Origin of the sequence: Streptomyces sp. NPDC029044 (genome assembly GCF_040637495.1) — a bacterium.
In the GTDB taxonomy this organism is placed as follows: domain Bacteria; phylum Actinomycetota; class Actinomycetes; order Streptomycetales; family Streptomycetaceae; genus Streptomyces.
In genome coordinates, this window is record NZ_JBEZWN010000004.1 from 163,416 (window position 1) to 189,350 (window position 25,935).

Annotated in this window: 22 protein-coding genes; 4 read left to right on the forward strand and 18 right to left on the reverse strand. The window is 69.0% G+C overall.

Annotated elements, in window-relative coordinates; genetic code table 11:
- Positions 1–47 precede the first annotated feature (47 nt).
- The gene (locus tag AB0E85_RS05710; protein ID WP_361922804.1) at positions 48–182 is read left to right on the forward strand and encodes a hypothetical protein; all 135 of its coding nucleotides are present in this window, start codon (positions 48–50) and stop codon (positions 180–182) included.
- Positions 183–668: 486 nt separating this feature from the next.
- Here the strand turns inward: AB0E85_RS05710 and AB0E85_RS05715 are convergent, their stop codons facing one another.
- From AB0E85_RS05715 to AB0E85_RS05765, 11 genes are all read right to left on the reverse strand, one after another.
- Positions 669–1,442: a hypothetical protein gene (locus tag AB0E85_RS05715; protein ID WP_361922807.1), complete on the reverse strand. Its 774-nt coding sequence runs from the start codon at positions 1,440–1,442 to the stop codon at positions 669–671.
- Positions 1,443–1,539: 97 nt separating this feature from the next.
- Positions 1,540–2,685 carry a hypothetical protein gene (locus AB0E85_RS05720; protein ID WP_361922810.1) on the reverse strand — a complete coding sequence of 382 codons (1,146 nt, stop codon included), beginning with the start codon at positions 2,683–2,685 and terminating at the stop codon, positions 1,540–1,542.
- Positions 2,686–2,828: 143 nt separating this feature from the next.
- A complete protein-coding gene (locus AB0E85_RS05725) occupies positions 2,829–3,527 on the reverse strand; it encodes a hypothetical protein (protein ID WP_361922813.1) in 699 nt (232 codons plus the stop codon).
- Between the two features lie 28 nt (positions 3,528–3,555).
- Positions 3,556–4,077, reverse strand: a complete 522-nt coding sequence (locus AB0E85_RS05730; RefSeq protein WP_361922816.1) for a hypothetical protein — start codon at positions 4,075–4,077, stop codon at positions 3,556–3,558.
- Entirely contained in the window at positions 4,074–5,645 is a 1,572-nt protein-coding gene (locus AB0E85_RS05735) for an ATP-binding protein (RefSeq protein ID WP_361922818.1), read from the reverse strand. Before AB0E85_RS05735 ends, AB0E85_RS05730 begins: the two co-directional genes overlap by 4 nt.
- A gap of 28 nt (positions 5,646–5,673) precedes the next feature.
- Positions 5,674–6,126 carry a DUF6238 family protein gene (locus AB0E85_RS05740; protein ID WP_361922821.1) on the reverse strand — a complete coding sequence of 151 codons (453 nt, stop codon included), beginning with the start codon at positions 6,124–6,126 and terminating at the stop codon, positions 5,674–5,676.
- Between the two features lie 34 nt (positions 6,127–6,160).
- Positions 6,161–7,633 carry an SCO6880 family protein gene (locus AB0E85_RS05745; protein WP_361922824.1) on the reverse strand — a complete coding sequence of 491 codons (1,473 nt, stop codon included), beginning with the start codon at positions 7,631–7,633 and terminating at the stop codon, positions 6,161–6,163.
- Between the two features lie 135 nt (positions 7,634–7,768).
- Positions 7,769–9,160: an ATP-binding protein gene (locus AB0E85_RS05750; protein ID WP_361922827.1), complete on the reverse strand. Its 1,392-nt coding sequence runs from the start codon at positions 9,158–9,160 to the stop codon at positions 7,769–7,771.
- 27 nt (positions 9,161–9,187) lie between these two features.
- The gene (locus AB0E85_RS05755; RefSeq protein ID WP_361922830.1) at positions 9,188–9,874 is read right to left on the reverse strand and encodes a hypothetical protein; all 687 of its coding nucleotides are present in this window, start codon (positions 9,872–9,874) and stop codon (positions 9,188–9,190) included.
- Positions 9,874–10,182, reverse strand: coding sequence for a DUF6112 family protein (locus AB0E85_RS05760; RefSeq protein ID WP_145869580.1), 309 nt, complete (start codon positions 10,180–10,182; stop codon positions 9,874–9,876). Before AB0E85_RS05760 ends, AB0E85_RS05755 begins: the two co-directional genes overlap by 1 nt.
- Positions 10,183–10,268: 86 nt before the next feature.
- A complete protein-coding gene (locus AB0E85_RS05765; RefSeq protein ID WP_361922833.1) occupies positions 10,269–11,414 on the reverse strand; it encodes a C40 family peptidase in 1,146 nt (381 codons plus the stop codon).
- A 579-nt stretch (positions 11,415–11,993) separates the two neighbouring features.
- Here AB0E85_RS05765 and AB0E85_RS05770 point away from each other — a divergent pair.
- Positions 11,994–12,740 carry a DNA methyltransferase gene (locus tag AB0E85_RS05770; RefSeq protein ID WP_361922836.1) on the forward strand — a complete coding sequence of 249 codons (747 nt, stop codon included), beginning with the start codon at positions 11,994–11,996 and terminating at the stop codon, positions 12,738–12,740.
- Positions 12,741–12,836: 96 nt separating this feature from the next.
- Here the strand turns inward: AB0E85_RS05770 and AB0E85_RS05775 are convergent, their stop codons facing one another.
- On the reverse strand, positions 12,837–13,763 hold the full coding sequence (locus AB0E85_RS05775; RefSeq protein WP_361922839.1) for a DUF5655 domain-containing protein: 927 nt from the start codon (positions 13,761–13,763) through the stop codon (positions 12,837–12,839).
- A 404-nt stretch (positions 13,764–14,167) separates the two neighbouring features.
- Between AB0E85_RS05775 and dcm the strand changes: the two genes are divergently transcribed.
- Positions 14,168–16,150: a DNA (cytosine-5-)-methyltransferase gene (dcm, locus tag AB0E85_RS05780; protein WP_361922842.1), complete on the forward strand. Its 1,983-nt coding sequence runs from the start codon at positions 14,168–14,170 to the stop codon at positions 16,148–16,150.
- On the opposite strand, the gene AB0E85_RS05785 is transcribed toward dcm, so the two are convergent.
- On the reverse strand, positions 16,065–16,559 hold the full coding sequence (locus AB0E85_RS05785) for a very short patch repair endonuclease (protein WP_361922845.1): 495 nt from the start codon (positions 16,557–16,559) through the stop codon (positions 16,065–16,067). The two genes, dcm and AB0E85_RS05785, sit on opposite strands and share 86 nt — an antisense overlap.
- A 55-nt stretch (positions 16,560–16,614) precedes the next feature.
- On the opposite strand from AB0E85_RS05785, the gene AB0E85_RS05790 reads away from it, so the two are divergent.
- Positions 16,615–16,803: an AbrB/MazE/SpoVT family DNA-binding domain-containing protein gene (locus tag AB0E85_RS05790; protein ID WP_037876646.1), complete on the forward strand. Its 189-nt coding sequence runs from the start codon at positions 16,615–16,617 to the stop codon at positions 16,801–16,803.
- A gap of 19 nt (positions 16,804–16,822) precedes the next feature.
- Here the strand turns inward: AB0E85_RS05790 and AB0E85_RS05795 are convergent, their stop codons facing one another.
- The 5 genes from AB0E85_RS05795 to AB0E85_RS05815 all read right to left on the reverse strand — a co-directional run bounded on the left by AB0E85_RS05795 (position 16,823) and on the right by AB0E85_RS05815 (position 25,889).
- Complete coding sequence (locus AB0E85_RS05795) at positions 16,823–18,832, reverse strand: AIPR family protein (RefSeq protein ID WP_361922848.1); 2,010 nt, start codon at positions 18,830–18,832, stop codon at positions 16,823–16,825.
- Complete coding sequence (locus AB0E85_RS05800; RefSeq protein WP_361922851.1) at positions 18,825–19,835, reverse strand: PD-(D/E)XK motif protein; 1,011 nt, start codon at positions 19,833–19,835, stop codon at positions 18,825–18,827. Before AB0E85_RS05800 ends, AB0E85_RS05795 begins: the two co-directional genes overlap by 8 nt.
- Positions 19,832–22,615, reverse strand: a complete 2,784-nt coding sequence (locus AB0E85_RS05805; protein ID WP_361922854.1) for a Z1 domain-containing protein — start codon at positions 22,613–22,615, stop codon at positions 19,832–19,834. Before AB0E85_RS05805 ends, AB0E85_RS05800 begins: the two co-directional genes overlap by 4 nt.
- Before the next feature lie 63 nt (positions 22,616–22,678).
- On the reverse strand, positions 22,679–24,154 hold the full coding sequence (locus AB0E85_RS05810) for an ATP-binding protein (protein WP_361923100.1): 1,476 nt from the start codon (positions 24,152–24,154) through the stop codon (positions 22,679–22,681).
- Between the two features lie 187 nt (positions 24,155–24,341).
- Positions 24,342–25,889: a hypothetical protein gene (locus AB0E85_RS05815; RefSeq protein ID WP_361922857.1), complete on the reverse strand. Its 1,548-nt coding sequence runs from the start codon at positions 25,887–25,889 to the stop codon at positions 24,342–24,344.
- Between the last annotated feature and the right edge of the window lie 46 nt (positions 25,890–25,935).

Genomic DNA, 25,935 nt, shown 5'->3' on the forward strand with positions numbered 1-25,935 from the left:
CCTCGCCAGCCATCGACGTCACGGGGAGCTACACCGTCTCGGCCTGAGTGAAGATCAACTTCAGCTACAGCGCTGCCCTTTCACTGCAGGCGGCGAAGACCCTCTCGCCGCCCGCCCTCCTGCTCGCCGCGCAACACGCTGCTGTCGGCTTCAGTCCCGACGCCCGGCTTTGGCGGGCGTAGGCCCGCATGCTGGGCTTCACCCGCGATCGCCACTTCCTGCAGCCTGTACGCCCCTGCACGCATCTCCCGGAGGGATTTGCACGCGCTGTCCCTTGGGGAACTGCCGTGAGCAGCTTCATCAAGACCGACCACCTGCCCAGAGAGCTCGCGACCCGCTGATCGCGGGGCAACCTGCACAGAAGGGGAGGTGCTGGAGCGATGCAGCACCTCGGCATGTGTCCCCCGTGGAACAGCCGAAAGCTTCCTGCGGCTTTCCCGGTCCGCGCAGAAGCGAACAGGTGGCCATGCGCCGTTGTGGGGAAGTTCACCGCTGCAGTCGAGCCAGGGGCCACGTGCCGTCAGACGCGGGTGCATCCGGTCCCACGCGAGAGCTTCGGCTGGGCCGTAGCGGGTGGTGTCGCAGGGCGGTGGCCTGGTCGGGAGTGTGTCAGGAGGCCTGTCAAAGGGTCTTCACAGCCATGGGAGCTGCTTCTTACAGGAGTTGGGTCAGCGGTTACAGGAGAACGCGATGCGCGGGTCCACCGGGCGGGCCGCTGGGCCGGAGGCGGCGGGCACGGCCACCGGCGCCTTACCCGGCAGGCCAGCGCGGGCGGGACTGGCGGCGAGCGCGGTGGCGCTCATGGGGAGCTTGTGAGGGGTGAAGCCCTGACCGCGCTGATGGCGCGCTGCCGTCGTGGGCGCGGGTGAGTGGCGCGCGGCAATGTCCTGGGCGAGGAGGGGCTGCACGGCCACCTGGAGGTCGGCCCGGTGCATCGCCAGCGTGGCAGTAGCGACTTTGTCGAGCGCCTCGCTGCGGTGCGTGGTGATGGGCAGCGTGTAGATGTCCAGGCCGGGGTAGTGCCGCCAGCCGTGCTCTTCCAGGACGAACGGGCCGCCGAGAGCGGAAGAACCGTCGGCGGTGGCGGCGACCACACCGAGCTGCGGGTGCTCGGCGAACGCGACGTCCGGCTCAACGCGCGGGGGCCGGTCGAGGGCGGGCGCTGGTCGGGAGGTCAGCGAGGGGTCGAACGCGGCGTCCACGTCGACCCGGTAGCCGGCCTTGCGCAGTAGCGCGACGGCCCGGGTGGTGCGGCCCTGCCCATCATTCTGCTGGTTGGCCAGCGCGTACAGGTTGGGGTGGTCGGGAACGGGGTGGAAGTCGAATCCCTTCAACATCCAGGTGCTTGCCGCCAGTTGCTTGGGGTTGGCGGCGACGATGCCGAAGTCGGGGTGGCGGCCGACCGCGATGTCGGGAAGCGGGTCGTGCTCGAGGGTGGGCATGGCGGATCCATCCGATGGGCGCAGGGGGAGCGGGGCCTTCGAGGGCGGGGACGGTTCTGCTGGTGCGGGACATGGCGGGCTCCAAGCTGGGCGGCGGTCAGCGACCGGGCGCGGACGAGGGCCGGGCGGGAGGCAGGGAGGGAGGCGCGGCTGAAGCTGACGGCAGCGCGGCTGGGGTCGTGCGCCGTGCGGTTGGGGAGACCGAGAGAGCGGCGGCGACCCGGGACGCTGCCGGTTCCTCCGGGGTGACTTGGTCCACCCGGGCCTGGAGCCTGCCGGGGTGGTCGGTGTGCCGGTCGGCCAGCACGCCGCGCATGGACCGAATGTCCAACGCGTAGGAGTCGACCTTCTGGGCGATGTAACGCAGCCGGTTTGCGTAGTGGGGATCGGCGGGTTCGCCCAGGCCTTCCCACCAGTCGGCCGTCGTGTTGAGGGAGTCCACGACGCGTTGGAGAACGCCGTCACCGGGAGCGGTCAGCTCGCTCAGTGCGGCGACGACTTCGCCCGTGTGCGCCGCCGACTGGATGGACTGGGCCAGGTGGTCGAGCCGGTCGCCGAGGCTGAGCCCTTGATGGCCGGGAGGCGGCAGGCTGGGGTCTAGGAGGCTGGGATCGCACGAGACGTCGAAGCCCTCCGCCTGAAGCATGTCGACGGCCCGGGTCACCATCTGCCGCTGCTCAACCGGGTCGGTCATGGCGGAGGGCAGCCGGTGGAAGCGCTCGCGAAACAGCACGACGGGGACGAAGCCCGCACGGTGGAGCACCGCGTCGGTGTCGCTCTCCTGGGCAGGTCGCCGCGGTTCCGGTCGTGTCGGCAGGCCGAGCTGGTCCAGGCGAGTGTCGATGGCGTCGAGCAGACGGGGGATGCTGCCGCCGTGTTGGGCGTGGGGACCGTCGGGCTCCGAGTCGTAGATCACTTCGTGGAGCGTGGAGTCGTCGGGATGCCGACGCGTCACCAACCAGCTCTCCGGATACCCGGACGGGTGGTCGGTGGGCGGTTCCTGGGGCGGAGAGATGATCAGGGCGCTGCCGTCGGGGAGTTCGGCGTGGACGATGTAGTCGCTGAGGCCGTACTCGACGGTGCAGGCCAGGCCGCGCTGCCGAAGCGGCGTGGTCACGTGGCTGTACGGGTGGTCATGCTCCGACGTGCCAGCGGTGGCTTCCTGGGTGAAGGGTTCGCTGGTGCGCGCCGTGATGCGTGTGCCCTCGCGTTGGAGGGTGACCAGGGTCTGATCGGGGCGCATATGGGCTTCTCCGTGGGCGGCCGTCCCCAGCGGTCGACGGCGGCGGGACGCCGCAGCCGGGCGGGGACTGCAGGGGTGGTGGTGTTCGTCGAGGATCCGGCGATCGGACGGTTTGGCCTCGCCGGACGTCGGTGCTGGAGGCTTTAGCGCGAGCGGCGCACGGCAGGGGGGCCGGACGTCGCCGAGGCGGGCGGCGAAGCGGCGGAGGCACCGTGCTGGCCGGAGGCGGATCGGGCCAGGGCTGCCTGGACACGCCCGGTGTGCGCGGACCGGTTATCGCCGATCCGGTCGGCCAGGTGATCGGCAGCCCTGGCCAACGCCGCTCCGCTGTGACTGAGTTCGTCGGCGTAGTGCCAGCCTTCGGAGTTGCGGATCTCGCGGGCTCGTTCCTCGTAGAGCTCCCGCGACCCGGGCATGGACCCCTCCATGAGCGCGATGACCTGATCCCACTCGCGGCGGATCTCGCCTGCTCGCTCCAGTACGGAGTCGATCCCGCGCAGGCGCAGCAGGTCGGCGCTGATCGGGCCGTCAAGGTAGTCGGCCGGTTGCGCGGCGGCCCGGACACCGGAGAGGACTTCGGGGCCGTGGGCCAGGAAGGTCTCGACGTGCTCCCAGGCGGCGGCGTCCCGGGCCGCCTTGCCGTCGGCGTAGCCGGTTTCATCGACGGGCCAGCCGTCCTCGTCGCAGTACGAGTCGGAGACCGCGTCCCACTGGTCCGAAGCCTGCCTGATGCCGTCGGCGGCGGAGGCCAGGGCCTGGACACGCGCCCGCCATGCCGCTCGTTCGGCGGAGTCTTGCGGCTGACAGTCAGGGGTGGCGGAGGAGTCGGGAGAGGCGGGCATGTTCGTTACTCGTTTCTGTACGGGTGCCTCACCGCGAACGCGGGAGCGGGCGCGTGACGGATGGTGGGACCGGAGATGGAGCGTCGTTCCGCTGGCCGGGGGAGGTTCCCCGGGCCGACGCCGCTGGCGAGAGACGGGCTGCTGCTGCCGCTTGGTGCGCCCGGGAGTCGATCTCGTGGTCGACGTTCTCCGCGACGAGATGCAGCTCCTCGCCGAGGTCGGTCAACCGGGAGGCAATGGCGTCCAACTCGGACGCGCTGCTTCGGGCACCGTGGACGCGACACCACTCGGAGGCGGTCTCGAGCATCTGATGCAGGCGGGCCACCGCGCCGAAGTCCTCCGTGACGGCCTCGCGGAACAGGTCGGTGAACTCCTCGGTCCGGGCTGCGGCGAGGCGGTCGCTCCCGTCAGTTGCCGGTGAGCCGCCGTCCGGACTCGTGGCCGGGCCGGCCGTCGGGTGGCGCTGGAGTGGGGCGGCGCCCTCGATCGCACCGAGCCGGAGACCGGGGACGAGCCCGGACCGGGAACCCGAGACCCCACGGGGGCTCACTGCCGCGCCTCCCTGCTCAGTCCAGAAACTGAGGACCCGTCAGTTGCGGTGTACTCACGGGGGTCTGCATGCATCCGGGCGTCCGTGTCGAACAGTTCACGCTCGGTCGGATGCAGGATGTGCTGCGTGATGAAGCTCCGACCTGCGACTTTCCACAGGCCCCGGCCCTTGGTCAGGGCGGACACAGCCTGGGTTTCGATACCGGTCAGGCCGAGCAGCGACGCGGCTGCGGCGAGCTGGTCGGGCTCCTGGCGGTAGATGATGCGGGTGCTGCAGTCGGCGAGGAGGCCCTCGGCCAGCACCCGGCCGCGTGAGCCGGCGTCGCCCGCGCTCAGTAGATCGCTGAGGCGGTGGATGACCATGAGGTTGGCGATGCCGAGCCCTCGGCTGAGCTTCCACTGGCTCTGCATGCGCTCCAGCAGGCCGACGTGCCTCATCACGCGCCACGCCTCGTCGTAGATTACCCAGCGTCGGCCGCCGTCCGGGTCGGCGAGCGCGGACTCCATCCAGGCGCTCGCGCAGGTCATCGCGAGGACCAGCGCGGTGTCGTCGCCCGAGCCGCCCAGGCGGGAGAGGTCGATGGACAGCATCGGGGTGGTCGGGTCGAAGGCCACGGTCGAGGGCGCGTCGAACATGCCGCTCAAGTCGCCGTGGACCAGGCGGCGCAGGGCATGCGCGAGGTCCTGCGCTGCGGCCCCCATACGCCCGGCCTGGTCGCCGAGAGCCCGGTCAAGGTGCTCGGGTGAGCCGAGGGTGTGCGCGATCTTGCCGAGCAGGGGCACGGTGCCGCCTGCCTCGGCTTCGGTGACGACCAGGTCCAGCGCGAGATCGAGGGCCGTGTGTTCCATCGGCTGGAGATCGCGCTTCAGCACGGTGCGCGCGAGGCCGGCCAGGAGCAGGAGACGGCGCTTGCGGACCTCCGTTGACCAGTCGTCCTCGCTCACCGAGGCGGGCCGGGCCGGGGCATCCAGGGGGTTCAGCCTGCCCGGGAGCCCCGGCCCCAGCGCGATGCTGTAGCCGCCGAGAGCCTGTGCGACGGCCGTCCACTCGCCCTTGGGGTCGCAGGGCACGTAGACCCGGTAACCGTGGGCGATCGCCCGGGTGGCTATGGACTTGGCCAGCGCGGACTTGCCCATGCCGATGATCCCGGCCAGGACCGCGTTGGGGTTGGTGAAGCCCTCGACCCGGCCGCTGCTGTACAGCGAGAACGGGTCGTAGCAGAACGCGGCCTCCGCGTGGACGTCGCGGCCGATGAAGATGCCCTCCGCGCCCAGTCCGCCCTCGGCGAGGAAGGGGTAGGCCCCGGACACGGTGGCGGTGGTCATCCGGTGGGCGGGCAGGTTGAGCTTGCCACCGCGTGCCGAGGCCGGGCCGGGGCGTCCGGACGGCGGATAGGTCGGCCGCAGCTCCGGGTCGAGGGTCTCCTCGTCGCGGCGCTTGGGCGGGGTCCCTGCGAGGCGGGCCTGGCGCCGGGCCTCGGCGAAACCGGCTCGGGCGGCGCGCTGCTCGGCCCGCGATGCTTTGCGGGGAACGAACAAGGGGGAGGCGCTGGCGCGAGTACGGGGCATGAACGATTCTCCAGACGGAAGGCAGGGGTCAGTGGCGGACGAGGCCGGTGAACGGAGCGTGGAGGTCGGCCGGGGTGGTACGGCGTCGGACCAGGTGCGCGGTGCGCTGGTGGCGCTGGCAGATGGTCAGCTCCGGTGCGCCTTCTGGCAGGCCGGCCTGGCACGCCTCGCGGTCGGGGACCTCACCGGAGCCGGGCCGGGGGGCCGCGTGGTAGGCGGCGTGGACGTGGTCGGCGGCCTGCCAGATCCGGGTGCGGGCGGCGCTGAGCTGGTCGCGCTCGATCGGCACGAGCTGGTCAGTGCGGGCGGCGTGGGCATCGAGCAGGCCGTGCAACGAGATGAGATGGGCGTGCAGGGCGTCCAGTTCGGCGCGGGTGGTGACGAGAGGACCGCCTGGCACGTTGAGCGCGCGGTGGAAGTCGAGCGCGGCGGTGGCGAAGGGCACGAAGTCCTGCGCGGTCGGGCTGGCGGTGCGGGACATGGCGGTGCTCTTTCGGAAGGGAGGAGGGCCGACATCAGACGGCGAGGGCGAGCGGCACGGCGGCGACGGTGAACGCTTCGGCCTGCTGCCAGGTGAGCGGCCGGAGGTCGAGCTGCGCGCCGACCGCCGCGGTCTCCACGACCGCGCAGGCGGAACGAAGTTCCTCTTCGGAGTCGGCCGAGACGGTCAGCAGGCCGGTCAGGGCGACATCCGCGTGGCCGGCGATGAGCTGGCGCTCACGGGACTTGATGTCCTGGTACTCGATGGAGTCCGCTTCGGAGTCGACTTGGCCGCGCCGCGCCCGCTCGGCGGCGTCCGCGATCACGCTGGCCTTCTTGCGCTGGACATCACGCAGGGCGGCGTCCAGCCCCTTCGGCTCGTACGACAGCGACAGGGTCCGCCGCACTCCGGCGGTGAACAGCAGCTGGTGCAGGAAGCCCGCTGACGTCTCGGTGCGGGGCCAGTTCTCCACCCAGTACGTGCAGTGGACGGCGGAGTCGGTCGCGATGTGGTCCGACTTCTCGACTACCACGACCGGGCCGGCCGCGGCCGCGTCGGTCTCGGGGCGCCCGGAAGAGGACCAACGGTCCAGTGCGGAAAGGGCCTTGGGGTCGTACGCCGTTCGTACGACTGCCGCGATCTCGCGGGCGGTGAGCCAGCCGGTGGGGTTGAGCCCGGCGGTGCGCGCGGCCTGGTCGAAGGTCGAGGTCAACTGCGCCAGGACGCTGAAGGACCCGGTCAGACCACCCCCGGCCTGGTTGATCAGGCGCCTGGCGGCCTTGGCGTCCAGTGAGATGGCGACGTACGCCTCGTGCGGAGCAGCGGCCGGGCCGGCGCTCTGGATCAGCTCGCTGTAGACCTGGCCGGCCACCGGGGCGTCGGGCTGGCCGTGCTCCTCCCAGTACCGGCGGAGGGCGTCGCCGGAGTCCGGCACGGTGCGCTCGATCACCTGGATCCGGGCGACCTGGCCGGTGCGGGCCAGCGCGGCGAGGGCACGGCCCCAGCCGCTGACGTTGGCGTTCTGGGTGCCCGGGTCGAGCAGAGCGTAGGCGCGGGAGGACACCTTGACGACGGCGGTCAGCGTGCCTGTGTGGGGGTTGTGGACGGCGCCGTACCGGCGGTCGGGTGCGGTGACCACGCGCAAGCTGGCGGCGGTACCGGGCAGGTGGAGGAGTCCTTCGCGGACCGGGCGGCGGGAGGGGCGGACGAGCCAGATCAACTGGCCCCGCATCCGGCGAAGCACGTACCGGGTGACGATCGGCGCCCAGTCGGCCAAGGCTCGGCCTCGGTAGCGAACGAAGACGAGCACGGCGATGGCGGCCCACAGCGGGATGAGTTCGAGAGCGCCGACCACGCCACGGGCGAGGATCACGGCGAGCAGGAGCAAGCCGGTGAGGCTCACGACGATCAGCTGCGGGGCGGTCAGGCCGAGCAGGATGCCGCGCCTGCTGCGGTGCGGGAACTTCACTGTGGCCGTGGTGGCTTCGGCCTGGCGGTTGTCAGACATGGCGGTTCCAGACAGTGGGAGCGGGCGGGAAGAGACGGAGGCGTGGCGCTCTTCTGGAGGTCATCGCAGGACTCCACCTGTGTGGTCGGGGCAGGGGGCGGGCTGGAAGGAAGCAGCCCGCCCCCGGGTGGTGGGTCAGGACTCCGACGGCGGCTGGTCGGGGTAGACCCAGCTCGTCGGCGTCGGGGAGCCGGTCGCCGACGGACCGGTGGAGGGCGGCGGTGGTGCGGCGGGACCGCCAGGCGGAGCGGCACCTACGCGGGTCAAGCTGCCGCCCGGAATCGACGCGCCAGCGGGTTGAGGGGCGGAGGGAGCGCCCTCGGAGCCTCCTGCTGCGCTGTCGGCAGGCCGTGTGATCAGCGCGGGGATGCCGGGGCGCTGGATCAGGGCGCGGCCCTTGTCGCCGGAGGCGTTCGGGTCCTCGCCGTACCGGAAGCGGGTCTGCGGCTTCGGAGGTCCGGTGTCGATGCCCTCCTTGCTCAGGTTTCCGCCGGTGGGGTTGATGCCGGAGGCGACACCGTCGCTGCCCGCGCCGGGGACCTTGCTCGGCCCCTGCGGAGCGGGAGTGCCGGTGCTGGCCTGCATCGCGAGGCTGCCCGCGGTCTTCGCCGCGCCTGCGGCGACCGCCATGCCGGCGACGCCGGTACGGTGCAGGTCGTCGTGTCCGCCGCCGTCACTCGCCCAGTGGACGAACTTGTAGGTGGCGTACGGGCAGAGCAGGACCAGGACCATCACGACGATGCCGGCCATCGCGTCGGAGAGGGCGGCCATGCCGTCCGTGGCGTCGGACTTGCCCATGGCCGAGACGCCGATCAGGAAGACCACGGTCATCAGCAGTTTTGACACGACCAGGGTGGCGGTTGCCTCGATCCAACCCCGCCGCCAGCGCTTGGCGACCTCCCAGCCACCACCGGCTCCGGCGAAGACGGCGAGGGCGACCATGATCAGGACGCCGACCTTGCGGGCGACCATCACTCCCCAGTACATGAACGCGCCGATCGCGCAGCCGAAGGCGACCAGGGACGGGATGGTCCAGCCGAGGGCGTACATCGGCCCCAACTGGTTGACCTTGATGACGCGGCGGATCGCGTCGTCCACTGAGCTGTTGGCCGCTTGGAACAGGCCGTCGGACAGGGCGTCGACCACCGTGATGGCGACGGAGGTGAAGGCGACGGCGCAGAAGGAGAAGAGGACGCCGGTCATCGTGCCGATCGCGGCTTGGGCGAGTGCGCGTTCGTCCCGTCGCCAGGCCGCGAGCATCAACTGGATGCAGAACGTGCCGACGGTCAGGGCGAGACCGATGGGAAACAGCAGCTCGTAGTTGTCCCGGAACCAACCGGCGTTGAGATCGATGGCGGTGGTCTCGTTGACGGCCCTGGCGGCGAGATCGGCCGCGCTGGCGGCCAGCTCGCCCGCTGACTTCGCGATCCACGCCCCGATGCCGTCGGTGACGGTCCCGGCGGGGTTGGTGGCGAAGTCGACGGCGCCGCAGACCTTGTCCATCAGCGGAAAGTCGCAGACTCCCATGGCGATACCTCCTTTCTGGGTTGGGGGTCAGGGAGCGACGGCCGACAGGACACCGGCCAGGGCACAGGGCTGGGAGGGACGGCACTGGACCGCGAGGGTGGTGACGCGGTTCTCGGCGCCGCCGTGCAACGAGCCTTTCCAGGCGATCGACTGTTTGCCGGAGACCGTCACGGCGTAGACGTACGCGGTGGTGATCGCCCCGGGGTCCGCCTGCAGGGCCTGGGTGAACGAGTCGGGGAAGTGCGCCTCGTTCACCTTGGCGGTGGCGAACTGGCCGTTGGCGGCCATCTCCTTCCACAGCGCGCGCGAGGGGACGAGCGCGTCGACCGAGGCGGTGTCGGCGTATTTCTTCTCGCTCGTCAGCCACCCGCGCAGGGCAGCCAGCAGCTCGCGCTGGGAGTAGGCGCGGGTGTCGTACGACCACAGCGCCACGGCTGCCGCCTTGCCGAAGGCGATCGGGTCGTGCGTAGACGGGGGAACGGGCAGGTCGCCGAGGCTGCCGTGCGGTCGTGACGAAGCGGAAGCAGAAGCGGTCGAGGACGGGGAAGCCGAACTCGCCTGCGGTGCGGGAACCTTGGAGGAGGTCCTGCCGTCGCGGGTGAGGTAGGCGGCCAGGCCGGCGAGGGCGACGAGCACCACCAGGACAGCGGTGCCGAGCAGCGCCCGGCGGCGCACGCGAGAAGCGCCGCCGGGGTTCGTGGAGCGGGAAGACATCAGCGGACCTGGCTCCCCAGCGCGCTGAAGAACGCCACCACACCGTTCGCGGCACCCAGCAGGAGGGCCGCGCCAGCGCTGACCAGCACGCCCTTCTTGCCGTTGGCCTCGGCCTGGTGGCCGCCGGAGTGGTGACCCCAGGCCCACACGCCCGCACTGACGGCGAGCGCGCCGACCACAGCGATGATCCCGAAGAGGTTGATCGAGCCCATCACCTGCTTGAGGACCGACAGACCCGGCAGCCCGCCCTCGTTCGGCTTGATCCCGGGGTCGTAGGCGAGCTGGACGACCTTGTCGACGAGGTACATAGTGTGAACTCCAGTTCGATTTAGTGCACGCCAAAGCCCGAGGGGGCGAAGCGCCAGTGCAGGAGAGGGAGGGAGAGAAGCGCCGGTCAGACGACTCGGCGGGCCGCGAGAATCTGCGGCTTCCAGGACGCGACGGTCGCGAGGCGGACCACGTCGCCGGTGCGCGGGGCGTGCACGATCAGGCCCTGGCCGACGACCATCCCGACGTGTTCCGGGACTTTGGCAGTCCCTTCGGTGAAGACGAGGTCACCGGGCTGGAGAGCGTCGACCGATACCGGCTTGCCCTCCTTGACCTGCGTGTACGTCGTCCGCGTGAGGGTGACCCCGGCGGCCCTGTACGCCTGCTGCATCAGGGAGGAGCAGTCGCAGCGGCCCATGGGGTCGCTCCCGTGGGAGTCGGTGCAGCTCCCGCCCCACTGGTATGGGGTGCCGAGCTGGCCGAGCGCCCAGCGGATCGCTGTCTGGACCTTGGGCGGAGCGTCTGCCGGGATCTTGTATCCGGTCGGCACCGCGCCGGGCGGGATGGTTCCGAAGTCGGTGCCGTCCCCGCCGGCCGTACAGCCGCCTGCGGTACTCGACGCGGCACTGGCCGTGCTGTCCGAGCCGGAGGGCGAAGGGCTCGGCGACGTGCCGCCAGCCTTCGACAGCAGCGGCTCGATCGCCTGCTGCAAGGCGGTGGCCAAGGGCTCCCACTTCGCGTAGGCCTCCGGGAAGCCGGACCTCTGCACCGCCTGGGCTGCCTGGGTGATGGACAGGGACTGCCAGCCCGAGACCTTTTCCAACGCCTCGTAGAACTTCGTCGAGGCGTGCACCGGGTCGAGGATCTCGTTCGCGGTGCCCCAGCCCTGCGACGGTCGCTGCTGGAACAAGCCCAGTGAGTCGCGGTCGCCGTAGGTGAGGTTTCGCAGGCCGCTCTCCTGCAGGGCGGTCGCCAAGGCCACGATCTGGCCCCGGGTCGGGATGTTCATCGCGACGCCGGTGGCCTGGATGGTCTTGGCGTTGGGGATCTGCTCGGCCGGGTCTCCCAGGCCCGGCACGGAGACCGTGCCCTTGCCGCCGCCGTCCAGGATCGCCTTCACCTGAGCGGCAACGGCCGAGGTATCCACAGCCTGTGGGCCGCCGGTCGAGCAGGAGGCCGAAGCAGTCCCGGCCCCGACGGCGAGGACCGGAACAGCCAGCAGAAGCGGACCGGAGGCGAAGAGACCGACGACCGCTCCGGTGGTCTTCTTCATCGACGCCGCCGTTCGCCGGGGCGGAGAACCCGACCGGGCAACGGAATTGGGTCAGGGCGTGGGCGTATCAGGGCGTGCTGCATCGCAGCGGCTCCTTGCGGTTCGTAGGAGGCGCGGTGCCGACTTCTCGTGCAAAGCCGTCGACACCGCGCCGATGTGAATCCCGCCTCTCAGGGCGGGCCCGGGGCAGGGGAGTTGGTAGCTCCCGGACGCCGGTCTCAGGTCATGCGCGGCAGCCAGCCGCGCTCGTAATCTCAGGCGGTGCACCGGGTCTCCTCACGGCTTCGGGAACGGGTAGTCAACACGCCTTCCGGCCCGCGTTCTTGGACGCGGAAACACGGATCAGCACAGGTCAGCAGGGATGGAGCCGGACTCCGCCTCGATGACGTGGCGAGACAGTAGACCGGGATTCCGGCCGCACCAAACGACCGCCGAACCGGGCCCGAACCACGGCACAGGCTCGTTAGGTGCGGCCGGAAAACGCGGTTAACCTCCGGCGCAATCTCGCTCCGAACGGTTGCCGTTGACCGCCGTCCGGGGCGGGCCCAGTCCCGTCGTGCCCTGAAAGAGGCCCCGCACATGAGCTACACACTGCACCGAGGCGACGCCCTCACCGTGCTGAAGACCCTCCCGGACGAGAGCGTCAACGCCGTCATCACCGACCCCCCGTACAACTCCGGCGGACGCACCAGCTCGGACCGCACCGGCCGCACCGCCCGCGCCAAGTACGTCACGGCCGGATCGGCGCACGACCTGCAGAACTTTCCCGGCGAGAACCGCGACCAGCGGAGCTATCGAAGCTGGCTGACCGCACTGCTCACCGAGGCGTACCGGGCCGCGACCGAGCACTCCGTCGCCATGGTCTTCTCCGACTGGCGCCAGGAGCCCACCACGTCCGACGCCCTGCAGATGGCGGGCTGGACCTGGAGCGGCACGATTCCCTGGATCAAGCCCGCCAGCCGGCCCCGCAAGGGCGGGTTCAAGCAGTCTGCCGAATTCATCGTCTGGGGCGTCAAGGGCAGCCTCCAAAAGGACCGGGACCTCTACCTGCCCGGCCACTTCATCGCCTCCCAGCCCCGCAAGGACCGCGTCCACATCACCCAGAAGCCGGTCGAGATCATGCAGCAGTTCGTGCAGATCTGCCCCGAAGGCGGCACCGTCCTCGATCCCTTCACCGGCAGCGGCTCCACAGGCGTCGCGGCCTTGCGCGAGGGCCGGCAGTTCGTGGGGGTCGAGCTCTCCACGCATTACGCCGACGTCGCCGAGGCGAGGCTCCGAGCGGAACTGACCCAGGACGACTTCGTCCTGGCAGGACCGGAGGCATGAGCGTGAGAGCGAACGGACCGGGGCCGACGGACCGCAGACGGATGAGGGCGGCTGGTGCATCGAGAAACCGACGCACCAGCCGCCCTTCCTCTTGCGTCAGGCCGCCTCGAACGCCCGCCGGATCAGCGGCCCAGCCTTCTCCAGGTCGGCTGCCGAGGCGATACGCACCTCCAGGTCGCCGGTCCCGAGGTGGCCGATACCGCGCATGTCGCGAGAGAAACCCTCCTCCAGCTCGACCGTGTCCGGGTCGACCTTGAGGTAGACCAGGATCGCCTCGTGCTTCGGACGGAAGATGACGGAGGCGACGTTCACCATCCGGCGGTAGGCGATGTAGTGTCGAAGCTGAGCCACCTCGACCTCGCCCCAGGCGGTAAGGGCCTCGTCCAGCTCGGCGTACAGATCCTGCAGGCAAGCGGGAGCCGCGCCCGGGGGCGCCTGAACCGAACCGATGCCGGCACCGGCCGCCACCTCCCTTTGTTGACTCTGCCGCCGAGCCGGAGCGGGGCTGGGAGACCCAGAGGCGGACTCGACCAGCAGCAAGCTCAGCAGCCCGCCGTCGAAGACGCGGTAGCGCACCAGGTCGACCCGCTCACGCAGGCGCTCTACCGCGACCCGGTCGTGGTGCGAGAAGCTGGCCGCTATGCAGACCATCCGCGGGTTTCGCCAGTCGATCGACTCGGCGGCCTCGGAACCCAGCTTCTCCTCGACCAGCGCCTCAAACTCGTGACGGGCGGAGTCCAGCCACGACAGGTAGGAGACGGCCTGCGAGAGGACACCGCTGTCGGCGCCCTTTTTGTATTCGATCACCACCGGGCTGCCGTTCTCATCGAGCCCCAGGGTGTCGATCCGCCCGCGGTGCCAGGGGCCAGTCTGGTACTCCGATGCCAGGAAACGGACGCTCAGCATCTGCTCCAGGCCCGCCTCGACCCGCCGCTGCAGCTCCACCTCCAGCGCCACCGTCGAACCGGCCAGCTCGACGTCCCGTCCGTCCGCGTCGTGCCGGAACATCATCAGCTCGGCCACCAGTGCCCCCTCCGCCATCTTTATAGATGGGCAATCAAGGGGAGGCTGCGGGTATTCCGCGGCGGGCAGCGGGAAGGGCAGGCAGCTCGACCGTGGGATTGGCCGAGTGCAGGACGCCGACATCGCCTCGGGCGAGAGCCGAGCCCGCGGGGGAGGCGATGACATGGATCTCGACTGGCGAGAGCCCTGGTGGTCTTGTCAGTGTTTGTCCGTATGGTTGACCCTCTCCAGTGTTACTGGGGGGTTGCTTTCCAGTACAGGGGTGGGTGCCGCGTAATATTCTCGGGGCGCCTGTGGCGTCCTAATCGATCCAGTCATCCGAGGTGGACGCCGGATTCTTGATCTTGCCAGAGGTTGTGTGATCTCCTGGTGCTCGTTCTTCTCGTCCGATGGAGGTTGGCGCAGTGCGCAGGCAGCACTATGGGGTGCCTCTGGAGCGGAGCGACTGTCTGGAGCTCAGGCGTCACAGGAACAGCTGCAAGCCCGAGAACTTCGGCAAGTGGCTCGGTGGCTTCGGCGCTGGCAAGCGTCTGGCCGTCGACCTCTTCTCTGGAGCGGGTGGACTGAGCCTCGGACTGGAGCGAGCCGGGTGGACGGTCGCAGCCGCGGTCGACTTCGACGAGCGCGCGCTCCAGACGCACGCTGCGAACTTCCCGGGCATGAGTCTCCACATGGATCTGGGTAATCCTGACGAGCGTGACAGGCTCGTCGAGATGCTGGCGCCCGCCAAGATCGATCTGGTGGCCGGAGGCCCGCCATGCCAGCCGTTCAGCAGGGCTGGCCGGAGCAAGATCCGCAGCCTCGTGGAGCATCACGGCCGCGACCCCCATGATCGACGCAAGGAGCTGTGGAGCGCCTACCTCGACGTCGTGAAGCGCCTCCGGCCGCGTGCAGTCCTCATGGAGAACGTGCCGGACATGGGTCTCGGCGACGACTTCTTCGTGGTACGCACCATCGAGGAGCAGCTGGAGGACCTCGGATACGCGACGCAGGTCCGTCTCGTCGACGCGTGGAAGTACGGCGTTCCGCAGCACAGGAAGCGACTGATCCTGCTCGCGAGGAACGACGTCGAGCGCTTCTCGTGGCGGCAGGAGCTGGAGCACGATCAGCGGACCACGCTGCGTGACGCCATCGGGGACCTGCCGGTGCTGCCTGTCGTGCCCACCGAGCGTGTCGGGCAGCGCGAACTCCCGTACGAGGAACCGTCCGAGCTTTCCAAGTTCGCTCAGGACATGCGTAAGTGGGCGCGCAAGGACCGGGTGTGGGACCACATGACCCGACGGGTCCGGAGGGACGACGCGGAGATCTTCTCCAGCATGGACTCCAAGACCCTGTACTCGCAGATCACCCCGGAACTGCAGCGCTACAAGGCCGACCACTTTACGGACAAGTACAAGAAGCTCGACTGGGCGGACCTCAGCAGGTCGATCACCGCACACATCGCCAAGGACGGCTACTGGTACATCCACCCGGACCAGGACCAGCCGCGCACCCTCACCGTGCGGGAGGCCGCGCGAGTGCAGACGTTCCCGGACAGGTTCCGCTTCGCCGGCACACGCAGTGACGCCTTCCGCCAGATTGGTAACGCTGTGCCGCCCCTTCTTGGCGAGGCTGCGGCGGAGGCCCTGCTGCCCGTGGTTGACGAGCAGCCGACCGAGGGTGGACTCCAGCCGCACTGGCGCACGGTGCGAAGGGATCTGACCGCCTGGGCCGAAGCGCGGCGTGAGTCGGAGGACTGGTACCAGCTTCCGGGCAAGCAGATGTCCGGCTTGCAGGCCGCCGTCGTAGCCATACTGTCCGGAACCCGAATCCAGCCCGCGCAGCTGGCGGAAATGGTTGAGGCCGTGCGGGGACAGACGTCCCTTAGCAAGGCCGCGCTCGAGACGCTTACTGCGGCGGCGCCCTCCGAGGCAGCGAAGGTTCGGGTCGCCCGGCTCACCGCGGTGATCGATCAGTCGAGCGTCTGGGCCGACGAGGAGAAGGTCCGCGAGCAGTTGAAGCTGAAGCCGGCTGAGGCGACGGTGTACCGGCTGCTGGTCGGCGAGGACCTCCTGTGGGTCGGGCAGGGGGCGCTGCGAGTCGCCGCCCGTCTGCACGGCAGTGATTCGGATCGCACGAACAGGCTGAGCGACGGTCGAGTGGATCTGGTTAAGCTCGTCGGAGCCGGCGAGGACGCGCCTCTGCGTATGGCGGCGCTCCGGCTCATCGGAAGCAGCTTCTGCCGGGCCAAGGAGCCGCTCTGCGAGGTGTGCCCCCTGAGTAAGTACTGCGTCGCCAGGGAGAGGGTCTCGGGCGACCTGTTCACGGACGCGTTGACCGGTACCCACGGACGGGAGACGGTGCCGACCCAGGCTCGGAAGCCCGTTCGCACAGCTGGGCGACGCTGAGCGCGGCGCGCTCGACGTCCGCCCAGATCTCGCACTCCCAGACACGGACTACGGTCCACCCAGCGGCCTCGGCTGCTGCGGTGTTCCGGCGGTCGCGCTCCTTGTTGGTCTCGATCTTCGCCTCCCACAAGGCGGCGTTCGGGCCGCGGAAGGTCTTCGGGCCGTGCACAGGACATCCGTGCCAGAAGCACCCGTCGACGAACACCGCCACGTCGTACCTGGGCAGGACGAAGTCCGCCGTGCAACGGGCAGCCACCTTGCGCTGTAGACGGAATCGGAGGCCGAGCCGGTGCACGGCACGCCGGAGGGCCACCTCCGGCTTCGTGTCGCGGGCGCGCCGACCACGCAGATGGCCGCTCAGCTCCGTGCTGACCCACTCCGCTCCCGTGGTGTCCTCACGTGCTGCCATACCTCAGCCCCAGCCCGTCGTCGGCCTACGAGTGCGAGGGTGCCACACTCGTCCCATGCTTCGTGAACCTGCGGAACTCCGTGTCGACGATCAGGGCCGCGTCGAACTCCCCATCGGCCTGCTCGCGGAGGCGGGCATCGCACCCGGGGCAGACCTTCTGGCCTTCAGCGACGGAGACGGACGGATCGTGCTCCGCCGCGCCGAGGACGCCATGAGGGACCTGCTCGAGCGCGGGGAGCTCTGAGGGCTGGGACGAGTCGGACCTACGGTCCAGGCACGAACCCGAGCGACAACGCCTCGTTGCGCGCGTGCAGCGCCTGTGCCGCCTGCGGCTCGGGAACCTCCTGCCCGAGCTCGAGTCGCCGACCGACGTACTGCGTGAGCTGCCGCTGCGAGGGATCCAGGTTGTGCGTCTCCTTCGCCCATCGCTCGATGGCGTACCACTCGTCCGCTGGGACCGACGTCACCTCGTCGCTCGCCCCGCGATCGCCTTCCGCTCCGCCCGCGAGGGCCTCGTCGTCCAGCGGGTGATCACGGAGCTCGGCCTTCAGAGCGTCAGGCACGGACCAGGGCACGCGGGAGACGGCATCCCAGCAGGCGGGCTTCTTCGCCCACTCGCCCACGTGGTTGCCCTCACGTGGCTTGGTGACGACCCGCATGACCCGGGGACACAGATCGTCGATCGCGGCTTCGAGGGCCGACGAGACCCTCTGTTCACGCCAGATCCTGTCGAGATCGATGCGCTGTTCCGTGGCCAGCGCCAGACGGGCCATGGTGTAGGTCGTGATCATGCTCTTGTAGCTGCCCGCCTCATGGTTCGCCGCGACGCGGTCGACTGCCTTGAAGAGGACCGCCATCGCGATCACACGCTGGCAGTAGCGGACGTCGACCCGAGGGGGCGCCTCACCGATCCGGTCCATGAACGCGACGAAGTTCTTCTGCGCGCCGCGGCTGACGCTGAACGGGAGAAGACTCCAGGAGTTGACGTACTTCGCGAGGTCCGCCTTCGTGAACTTCCGACTGGTCGGGTTGAGCTTCTTGAAGGCGCGCTGCTTCGCCGGTGTCCGGGCCTTGGCCACCTCGTCGGTGTACTGGCCGCGCGCCCTCTCGTAGAACCAGTGGGTCTCCTGGCCACTGCCGTCCGTCGCTGGCGCCCACAGAGATCGGGTGATCCGCTGGACGGCCACGTGGTACGCGTGGTTCGAGCTGAAGTCGACGAGCGTCACGCGGTTCTGGGTGTTGGAGTACTCGGAGATCATCGGGACGATTTCCGAGAGCCGCTCGGGAGAGACCTCCGTCAGCTTCATCTGGACGGCCACGTGAGACAAGTCGGCCTTGTCCCGGCTCGAGGCATAGTGCAACGAGGCCGTGGTCTGACCACCGTTCACCACCTGGAGTCCGTGCACCCGGGAGATGCCCGTGGGGGTGCCGTCCGGGCCGTGCACGAAGTCGACCTGGGACGCGGTCGCCGTGATGCCGTTGTTGTACGCCAGGAACCTGCCCGGTGAGTTCAGCAGGGTCTCCCTGATTCCCCGGTTGACCGATCCGCGGGCCTGCAGGAAGGACCGGACGTTCAACTCCAGAAGTCTGGTCCCGTACTCCTCGTACAGTTCGGCCAGTCTCTGGCCGGGGATCACTGCCATGGTCACCGAGTGGTCCGGCTCGCTGCTGGGTGCCGAGACGCAGGGCAGCGGAGGGTCGAACGAGACCACGATGGGCTCGCTGATGCTGCCGGACGTCTCGTGGCGGTGCAGCCGCGCCAAGTCCCATACCTCGTGGGTCACGGGAAGGCCGTCGAACTCGGTGGGCGGGAAGGAGGTACTCGTGCCGACGCGGTTGCTGAGCAGGAAGAGCCGGATCCTCCGTACCTCGGTGAGCGCCTTCTCCACAGCTGCGCACATGTCGTACACGTCGAAGGACTCGTCGATGTGCTGACGCAGGCCCTCCCGACACCGGCGGACGAACGTCAGCAGGCGCCTGAACGCGGTCTCTGCCTGCCCCTTCGTGAGTTTGGACTCCAGCGGGTCGAGGTCGAAGTCGGTCACGAAGAGGTCGAGGCACTCCCCGGAGTCCCCGATGCCGTATCCGTGCACGAGATGACCGTGGGCCGAGTGGTAGGCGGTGAACGTGTTGGACACGATGCCGGCCCGTTCCAGGTCCTCGAACACGCGCCGCGTGAACGCCTCCGGGGTGGTGGTCCCCTCGGCGTCGGCAGTGGCCTGGACGTCCGCGACGACGTCGTGGGCGTACTGGGACAGGTCGAGCTCAGGCATGCGGTCCCCCGATCAGTGCGGTCACCTCGTCGGTCGTGGCGCGGTGGTGGTCAAGTCCCGAGGTGCTCACGTGGTACGAGCACTCACCGACCCCCTCGGGAAGATCTGTCTCGACGAGTCTCGGGAAATTCTCTCCCACGTGCCAGAAGCGCAGGTCGCGAACGGTGTAGCGAGGCTCCTCGTAGGCGGCTCGCTGGCCGGGGAGATAGCCGGCCTGCACGAGACGACCGTCGAAGGCGGCTCGGACGACAGGGCTTGTGAGCTGCTCGCGTATGCGGTCCACCAGCCGGTTCAGACTCTCTCCTGATCCACCCCGCCGTTCGTCGAGCATCGCCAACGCCAACAGGAGCGCAGGCGTCCCGGCGTCGTCCAGCTGGCGCTCGCTGGCGATCCGGATGCTGCGGGGCCGTTTGGCGGTGCTGGCCTTCGCCTCGACGGCGACTCCGGGTAGCTGGAAGTCCTGGTTGGTTCCGCTTGGCCCCGTCCACGCGTCGACGGCCTCGGCCGGTCCGACGACGGGCAGGATGTGGTCGCGCAGCACCAGGAGCTCGCCGACAAGTCCACGACGGGCCTCAGGGCCGAGACCGTCTCTGCCGACGGCGCGAAGGAGGTCCTGCCACCGCTCGAACCTCTCCACCGCTGCTGTCAGGGCTGCTGCGGCCCCAGGGGCCTCTCGGACCGTGTCAGCCACGTCGGTGACGAGCGGGTTGAACACTTCGCGCAGCTCGTCGGCGGTGAGGACCACCTGGAGCTCGTACTCGAGACGCGACACGGCGCTCACGTTCATCTCCAGCCCGGCAGCGCGAGGCAGCTGGCGCACGGAGCGCACGATGTGGTCGGCGGAGCGGGCGTCGGCCCTGAGCACGAGCATGCGCTGCTGCGCCGGGTGGGAGACGGAGAGGAAGACGTCCAACGGGGCGTCTGGGTGCAGGCGGATACGGGACCTGCCCGGGGCCCCCTGGGGTGCCTCCAGGTCACGCCACTCGGCTTCGGTGACGGTCACTCCCCGTCCTCCTCGTCGTCGAGGGCGTCAAGGCCCTCCTTCTGCCAGACGGCGTTGACCACGTACTCGGTGTCGGACTGGTGCTCGGAGCGAGGAAAGCTCGCCTTGAAACCGACCAGGGGCGGCCGGGCAGGACTGTCCTCGGTCGCCGGCCGCTCGACCAGGTAGACGAGCAGCAGTGCCTGGTCCGCTCGGCGCTGCCAGCGGACGTGGTCTCCCGAAGGCGACTGGGGCACCCTCTCCCGCTTCTTGATGGCTGCGGCCCTCTGGGTCGCTTCCAGGGCGGCGTCCACCTGGTCGGGATCAAGATCGAAGCGGTACTCGTCGGGAGGGCTGAGCAGTCGGCGGATCGTGTACCGACCGTCGTTGTCGACGTCGTTGAGCGCCGCGCGCTCCACGGGCCCCAGGCTGTAACCGGAGATGTCCTGCGGGTCCTTGGCTGCCTGCTTGCCGACCAGGACAACCGTCCACTGCGGGAGCTCACCTACGGCCACGCACTGTTCGATGTACTTCGCGATGAATCGGGGGCGGACCCTTTGGGCCATGCGGTCGGTCTCGTAACGCGTGAGGAAGTCCACGATGGCGTCGGAGGGCACCTGCTTCCACGTCACGTTGGCCCCCGGCGTCGTCTGGTCGCCAGTGGCCAGCCCATCGAGTCTCCGGACGAAGTCTCCGAGTACTTTGAGATTGTGCTCCGGGATCCCGTCGGAGACGTTGAAGATCACCGTCTCCGGCCCCTCCCCGGAGTAGCTGAGCATGACCTTTGTACCCTGGCGCATCTTGTTGACAGCCGTGACAGCGAGGCCCAGAGAGGAGGCGCGGACCTTGAGACCGAAGTGCCTCGGACTGAGGTTCAACGCTGCCATCTCCTCGACCTCTCGACGCAGTTCGTCGGTCGCGGCAGTCACCTCGATGTACTTCGCTTGAAGATCGGGAGTGGTGTACAGGCGGCAGAGATCCTCGTGCCCTGGCCGGTATCCGAACCAGCGTCCCATCTGGAGCAGGGTGTCGTACGTGCTGGAAGTGCGCAGGTAGTAGCTGACCGTCAGCCCCTCCAGCGTGAGACCCCGGGAGAGCTTCTGGCCTCCGATCGCGATGACCGAGAGACCGGTCCTGCGGTGCTCGTAGTAGTCGAGTGCGTCGCGGGAGGCGCCGTTGACCGTCTTGACCACGATCTTCCGTAGCGCGGGCATGAGCTGGCTCGACACGTCCTCCCAGGTGACGCGTCGGGCCTCGTCCGCGGGGAAGTGGTCCGTGGTGGGGACGAAGTCCCGCTCCCACAGGGCCCGGAACTCGGCCATGCGCTGCGGTGCCTGTCCGTACCGGTCACGGAGCGAGTCCACGAGGAGCCGCAGGTAGTCGTCTACTTGGTCGCGGACGATCCCTTGGACCGCCGTGAAGCGGGTGACGTGCACCAGCATGGAGTTGTGCACCTTCGTCTGTCCGCGCACCCGTCGTGCAGCGCTGGCGAGGACGAACGAGGCGATCGCCTCCCGGAGTGACGGCGGAAGGTCGTCGGAGGGGACGAAGGAGGATTTGTGCTTGGTCGGGATCCAGCTTTCGGCGTCGTTCACGGCACGGACGAGCGGAAGCGGGGGCACGTCCTCTTCGTCGTCGTTGTCGACCTGGAGACCGAACACCCTCTCCGGGCCCAGGTAGTTGGTTGGCGAGGGCAGGGTGCGGATGAAGCTGTCGGGAAAGAGGTCGGCGCCGAGTTCGGCGTGGTCAACGTCGGGATCGATGTAGATGTTGGCGAACGGGGTGGCGGTGTACCCGACGTACGCCGACTTCTCGAAGCTCTTCATGAGCTCGCGGATCGCGCCGTTGGTCTTGGTCGGATCCGCGTCGGGATCGCGCTCGGTGTTGATGGAGGCGTTGTCCGCCTCGTCGTCGATGACGAACAGCGGGATGTCGCGTACGACCTTGTTCCCGCTCTCGTCCTCCGTGCCCTGGACCTCGGTCACCCACGTCCGCAGGTATTCGAGGATCTTCCAGTGCTTCTTGACGACGAGGACGACCGGAAAACGGCCGAGCGGGAAGTTGACGGCGTTGGCCGCCTGCCGGCCGAAGTCGCCCTTCTCGGAGCTGTTGGTGGGGGACGCGATGTCGAGCTTCTTGGCACCCGGCATCCTGCCGGCACCCATGAGACGGGACTTACCGTTCTGGTTGGACCGTTGCTGGTGCTGGGTGTCGAAACCCAAGAGTCCCTCGTCGACACGCAACTGGGTCTGGCTCCGAAGGTCGTTGTGGATGCCAGCGAGGATCACCACGAACTGGTACCCCGCGTCCACGGCCTTCGCGGCGAGCCCGATGTACTGGCCGGTCTTGCCCGACTGGACCTGTCCGATCACCAGGCCCGTCCGGCGCCACGAGCCGACACGGCGCGGGTCTTCGAGCTGGCTCAGGACCTCGTCCGTGCTCTGGTCCAGTCGGCGGACCACGAGCGGCGGGAGGTTGCGGACGTCCTCCAGGTAACGGCGGTAGCGTTCCCAGAAGTCCCAGGCCCGGTCGTTCTTGGCTTCCGGCAACCAGGGCTCGTGTCCGCTGTCGCTCTCCAACCCGGAGGAGCCCTCCTGGAAGACCGCCGTCAGGACCTCGATCTCCTTGGCCAGCTGGTCACGGTCGAGGACCTCTCCCTGGCCGGCCAGCATCCCGAAGATGACGGTGACCGCGTTCTGCACCTCGTCCGGCGTCGGCTGACGGTCCTGCGACAGTAGTGCGAGAACCAGGCGACGGGCCTTGGCAAGGGACTCGAGAGAGTCCTCGGGGGTGGAACTCACAGCAGACCTCCGGCTGGGCGGGAACGGCATGGGGCAGGCTAGGGGCGGGCACTGACAACGGGCTCACCCGTTCCAGAAGCCCTGCATCTGGTCGAAGGGGGGCATCGTCCGGAGGCGTTCGCGAGCGGCCGCAGGCGAGCGGCCGTCTGAGACCAGTGCCTCGTAGATGCGCTGTGCGACCTCCGTGGCCTCGGCGTCGGCTGGCCCGGGACCCCCGAAGGGCTCGGGGTCGTCGCTGGTGTCCGTCTCGTGCATCACGCGGAGGGCGGTGACCGGCACCGTCTCCTCAAGCAGACGGATCAGGGCACGTACGTCATCCGAACCGGCACCACCAGAGCGCAGAGCTGCCTTCACGAGAGGGTGGCCCCGGTTGATCCTGCAGGTGACCTGGTCGTCGACACGGCGGACGTTCCACGCGTACACGAGCGGATCCCCGTGTGTGCGCGCAGCGATCTGCCCCCGGTGTCGAAGCACGTCGGCGGCCCTTCTCCTGGCCTGCAGGGCGATGCGCCGTAGATGAGAACGCAGTGCGACGGGCGGGGTGACACTGGACTTCCGGACGTCGACCCCCCATTCGACATCCGTCTCGGCGGGGATGTCCACGGCGATCCGTGCCAGGTTGTACTTCTCCTCCCGGCGCAACCCGCGCTGTCCAAGCCAGTCACCGGCAAGGATCAGACGGTCCCGGCGGTACACGTAGAACCCCTGCTGGTCGAGCCACCCACGCGGGCCGCCGGCCTTCTCGTACTCGTCCGGCGCGAGCCTCTGGGCGCTGGGGAGGACGAACGCCTCCACCCGTACGGAACCCGCCCCCAACCGCAGACGCTCGACCGGAAGTGGTTGTACGGACGGGTGACGGGACAGGAACGGATCCCAGGGCTCGACGGGGCTGCCCGACACACGCAGGTTGCGACGTCGGCTTCCGGTGAGGAACCTGCCGAAGACCATGCCCAGGTGGGACTCCGTGCGGGCTGCCTCCGCGTAGAACTGCTTCTGTGTCCGCTCGTCCTCCACCGTCACCGCGTCGACGTGGTAGCCGTTGAGGCGCCGCCACAACACGACGGTGCCGTGGTCCGCCTCACCCCGGATCCGGTCGAGCAACTCGCTGGTCGTCGCGTCCGCGCCGCGTAGCAGTCGCCACTCGCCCGACCTCTCGACGACGTCGAGGTCCCATGTGCGTACGTGCCATTCGCCGGTGGTGGCGGTGGCGACGGTGAGCTGCCGGGCCTGGGAGAAAGAGGCCGACTTGAGGCCGACGCCGAAGCGGCCCAGGTCCGTTGCGCTTCGGGGCGTCGCAGGGCCTCGCGCGGCCACGGTCATGGCGGTCACGAGCTCGTCGGCGGTCATCCCGGCACCGTCGTCGGCAACGGCGATCCACGAGTCCTGCCCGGCCCAGGTGAACTCGACGTCGATGGTTGACGCCCCAGCGGAGACGCTGTTGTCGACGAGATCCGCGATGGCGGCAGGCAAGGAGTACCCGAGCGAACTGAGCGAGGCGACCATGCCCGCCGGCTCCGGAGCTGCTATGTCGTACGTCACGCCGAATATCCAGCCTGTTTCCGGGTTCTGATACTGGTTGCGATTATCCACGTATGCCGTTCGGGCCCTGGGCGGGTGGTCGAGTGGGGTGTCCTGCCGACGCGAGGCCACGTGCACGTTCCATGCGCCTCTTCGTGTCCTGCGGAGAGGGGCTGCGGCTCGTGAAGCGACAGAGGGCGGTGCCGTTCTACCGGAATTGTGGGCGCCAACCCACTATTGGGGACACCTGGAGCGCATCCATGTGTACTTGGCACCGACCCACGGGAAGCGATCTCTTCACCACGTTGTAGTGCAACCCCTCGGTAGGGAGGTCGGGCCTTGTCAGGGCTGTTACTAAGGCGTCGAGGTCGGGAGGGGTTCCCAGGGCCTGTACATAGCGGAGAGAGGTGGCGTGCATGTCCGGTACCGGGAGAGGGCGAAGACCGAGTTGTTGGGGCGTGCCGACACACCAGGTCCAGTCGATCGCATCGAACGGCGGCCAACCGGCCGGCAGCTCGGCTGCGGCCGTGGCCGCCCGCAACTCTCCTCTCACACGGTCCAGCTGCCGGGCGGCGGAGGTGACCCAATTCTCGACCTTCATGACCTCATGCAGGGAAAGCGCTTCGATCGGCCACTTGATCTCGAGGCACAGACCACGACGCCTGCCCGGGTCCACGACGACCACATCCAGATCACCAGCAGACCTGCCGTCGGTCCTGACCACCGGGACCCGTTCCGCGACCATGGTGCCGGGTGTCGTGCGCAGCCAGGCCGCCCATGCTGCTGCGCGCTCGCCCTGTTCCCTGCCTATGCGACCGAACCCCCCGGAGGCATGGGCGGCCGAGCGAAGCATGAGCGGATCCACTGCCCTCGGAGTTACGAGGGGCGGGCAGACGATGAGGACATCACCGTGCCGGATCAGCGGAGAGGCCCTGCACGAGCGCCCGGTCCGGTAGGTGAGTCTTTCCACCACCAGAGCGTGGTGCGCCTCCGAGACGTCCGGGCACATTTCCGCGAGGACGGCCATCAACCGGGTGTCAGTCAGGTGGAAGAGCGTCGTCTCCAGCCGGGAGAGCCTGTGCGCCGTCTGCTCGCACAGGGAAGCGATTCCCATGATCACTGCCAGGACGCTGATCATGTCGCCGGCGGTCATCCCTTCACCCAGGGGAAAGGAATCAGGCACCTGCCCTTCGGGCACCGACTGCCGGTATGCCTCGATCGTCGTGGAGGCACGCTGGACGGCAGCGCGCAGGACCTCTGGTGGCGGGCTGGTCCGGGAGTCGACAGGTCGAGTGGAGATCCATCGGCGCTCGGTCTCGGACAGCTCCGGTAGCCCTGTGGGACGTGCGTCGCGTTCGAGGAACATGTCGGCTACCTCGGCCGATGCGTTCCAGCGGTGGCGTATCCGGAAGTTTCCCCTGGTCATCCGTACCTGATAGGCCCCGCTCCGCACGCCGGTCTCCACCAGGTCCAGCCGTTGGGCCGCCGCGGCGGCAAGGACGATCTCGGTTGCGTCCTTCTCCGAGCACGTGCCCGTGCCGACGGGGTAGTAGTGGTGCCAGACGACGAGCTGGGCGAGGACGCTCTCCCACGGCAGGTCCGTCATCATTCCTGCGCTGATCTCCATCGCGCGGAGTTTCGTCGCCGTCCGGAGAAGGTCGTAGATCCGCTCCGGTCCGGAGTTCCAGCCACGTAGTGAGCGGACCTGGTCACGAGCACTGGCGATGGTGTCCAGCAGGTCCAGTTCGGGTTTCACTCATGCTCCACTTGTGGACGATCGGCGTTCGACGGGCCCTGGGACG

Bases quoted from the DNA above. Each gene is read 5' to 3' on its own strand.
- AB0E85_RS05715 (WP_361922807.1), bottom strand. From the start codon at position 1,442: ATGCCCACCCTCGAGCACGACCCGCTTCCCGACATCGCGGTCGGCCGC.
- AB0E85_RS05720 (WP_361922810.1), bottom strand. From the start codon at position 2,685: ATGCGCCCCGATCAGACCCTGGTCACCCTCCAACGCGAGGGCACACGC.
- AB0E85_RS05725 (WP_361922813.1), bottom strand. From the start codon at position 3,527: ATGCCCGCCTCTCCCGACTCCTCCGCCACCCCTGACTGTCAGCCGCAA.
- AB0E85_RS05735 (WP_361922818.1), bottom strand. From the start codon at position 5,645: ATGCCCCGTACTCGCGCCAGCGCCTCCCCCTTGTTCGTTCCCCGCAAA.
- AB0E85_RS05740 (WP_361922821.1), bottom strand. From the start codon at position 6,126: ATGTCCCGCACCGCCAGCCCGACCGCGCAGGACTTCGTGCCCTTCGCC.
- AB0E85_RS05745 (WP_361922824.1), bottom strand. From the start codon at position 7,633: ATGTCTGACAACCGCCAGGCCGAAGCCACCACGGCCACAGTGAAGTTC.
- AB0E85_RS05750 (WP_361922827.1), bottom strand. From the start codon at position 9,160: ATGGGAGTCTGCGACTTTCCGCTGATGGACAAGGTCTGCGGCGCCGTC.
- AB0E85_RS05755 (WP_361922830.1), bottom strand. From the start codon at position 9,874: ATGTCTTCCCGCTCCACGAACCCCGGCGGCGCTTCTCGCGTGCGCCGC.
- AB0E85_RS05760 (WP_145869580.1), bottom strand. From the start codon at position 10,182: ATGTACCTCGTCGACAAGGTCGTCCAGCTCGCCTACGACCCCGGGATC.
- AB0E85_RS05765 (WP_361922833.1), bottom strand. From the start codon at position 11,414: ATGAAGAAGACCACCGGAGCGGTCGTCGGTCTCTTCGCCTCCGGTCCG.
- AB0E85_RS05770 (WP_361922836.1), top strand. From the start codon at position 11,994: ATGAGCTACACACTGCACCGAGGCGACGCCCTCACCGTGCTGAAGACC.
- AB0E85_RS05785 (WP_361922845.1), bottom strand. From the start codon at position 16,559: ATGGCAGCACGTGAGGACACCACGGGAGCGGAGTGGGTCAGCACGGAG.
- AB0E85_RS05790 (WP_037876646.1), top strand. From the start codon at position 16,615: ATGCTTCGTGAACCTGCGGAACTCCGTGTCGACGATCAGGGCCGCGTC.
- AB0E85_RS05795 (WP_361922848.1), bottom strand. From the start codon at position 18,832: ATGCCTGAGCTCGACCTGTCCCAGTACGCCCACGACGTCGTCGCGGAC.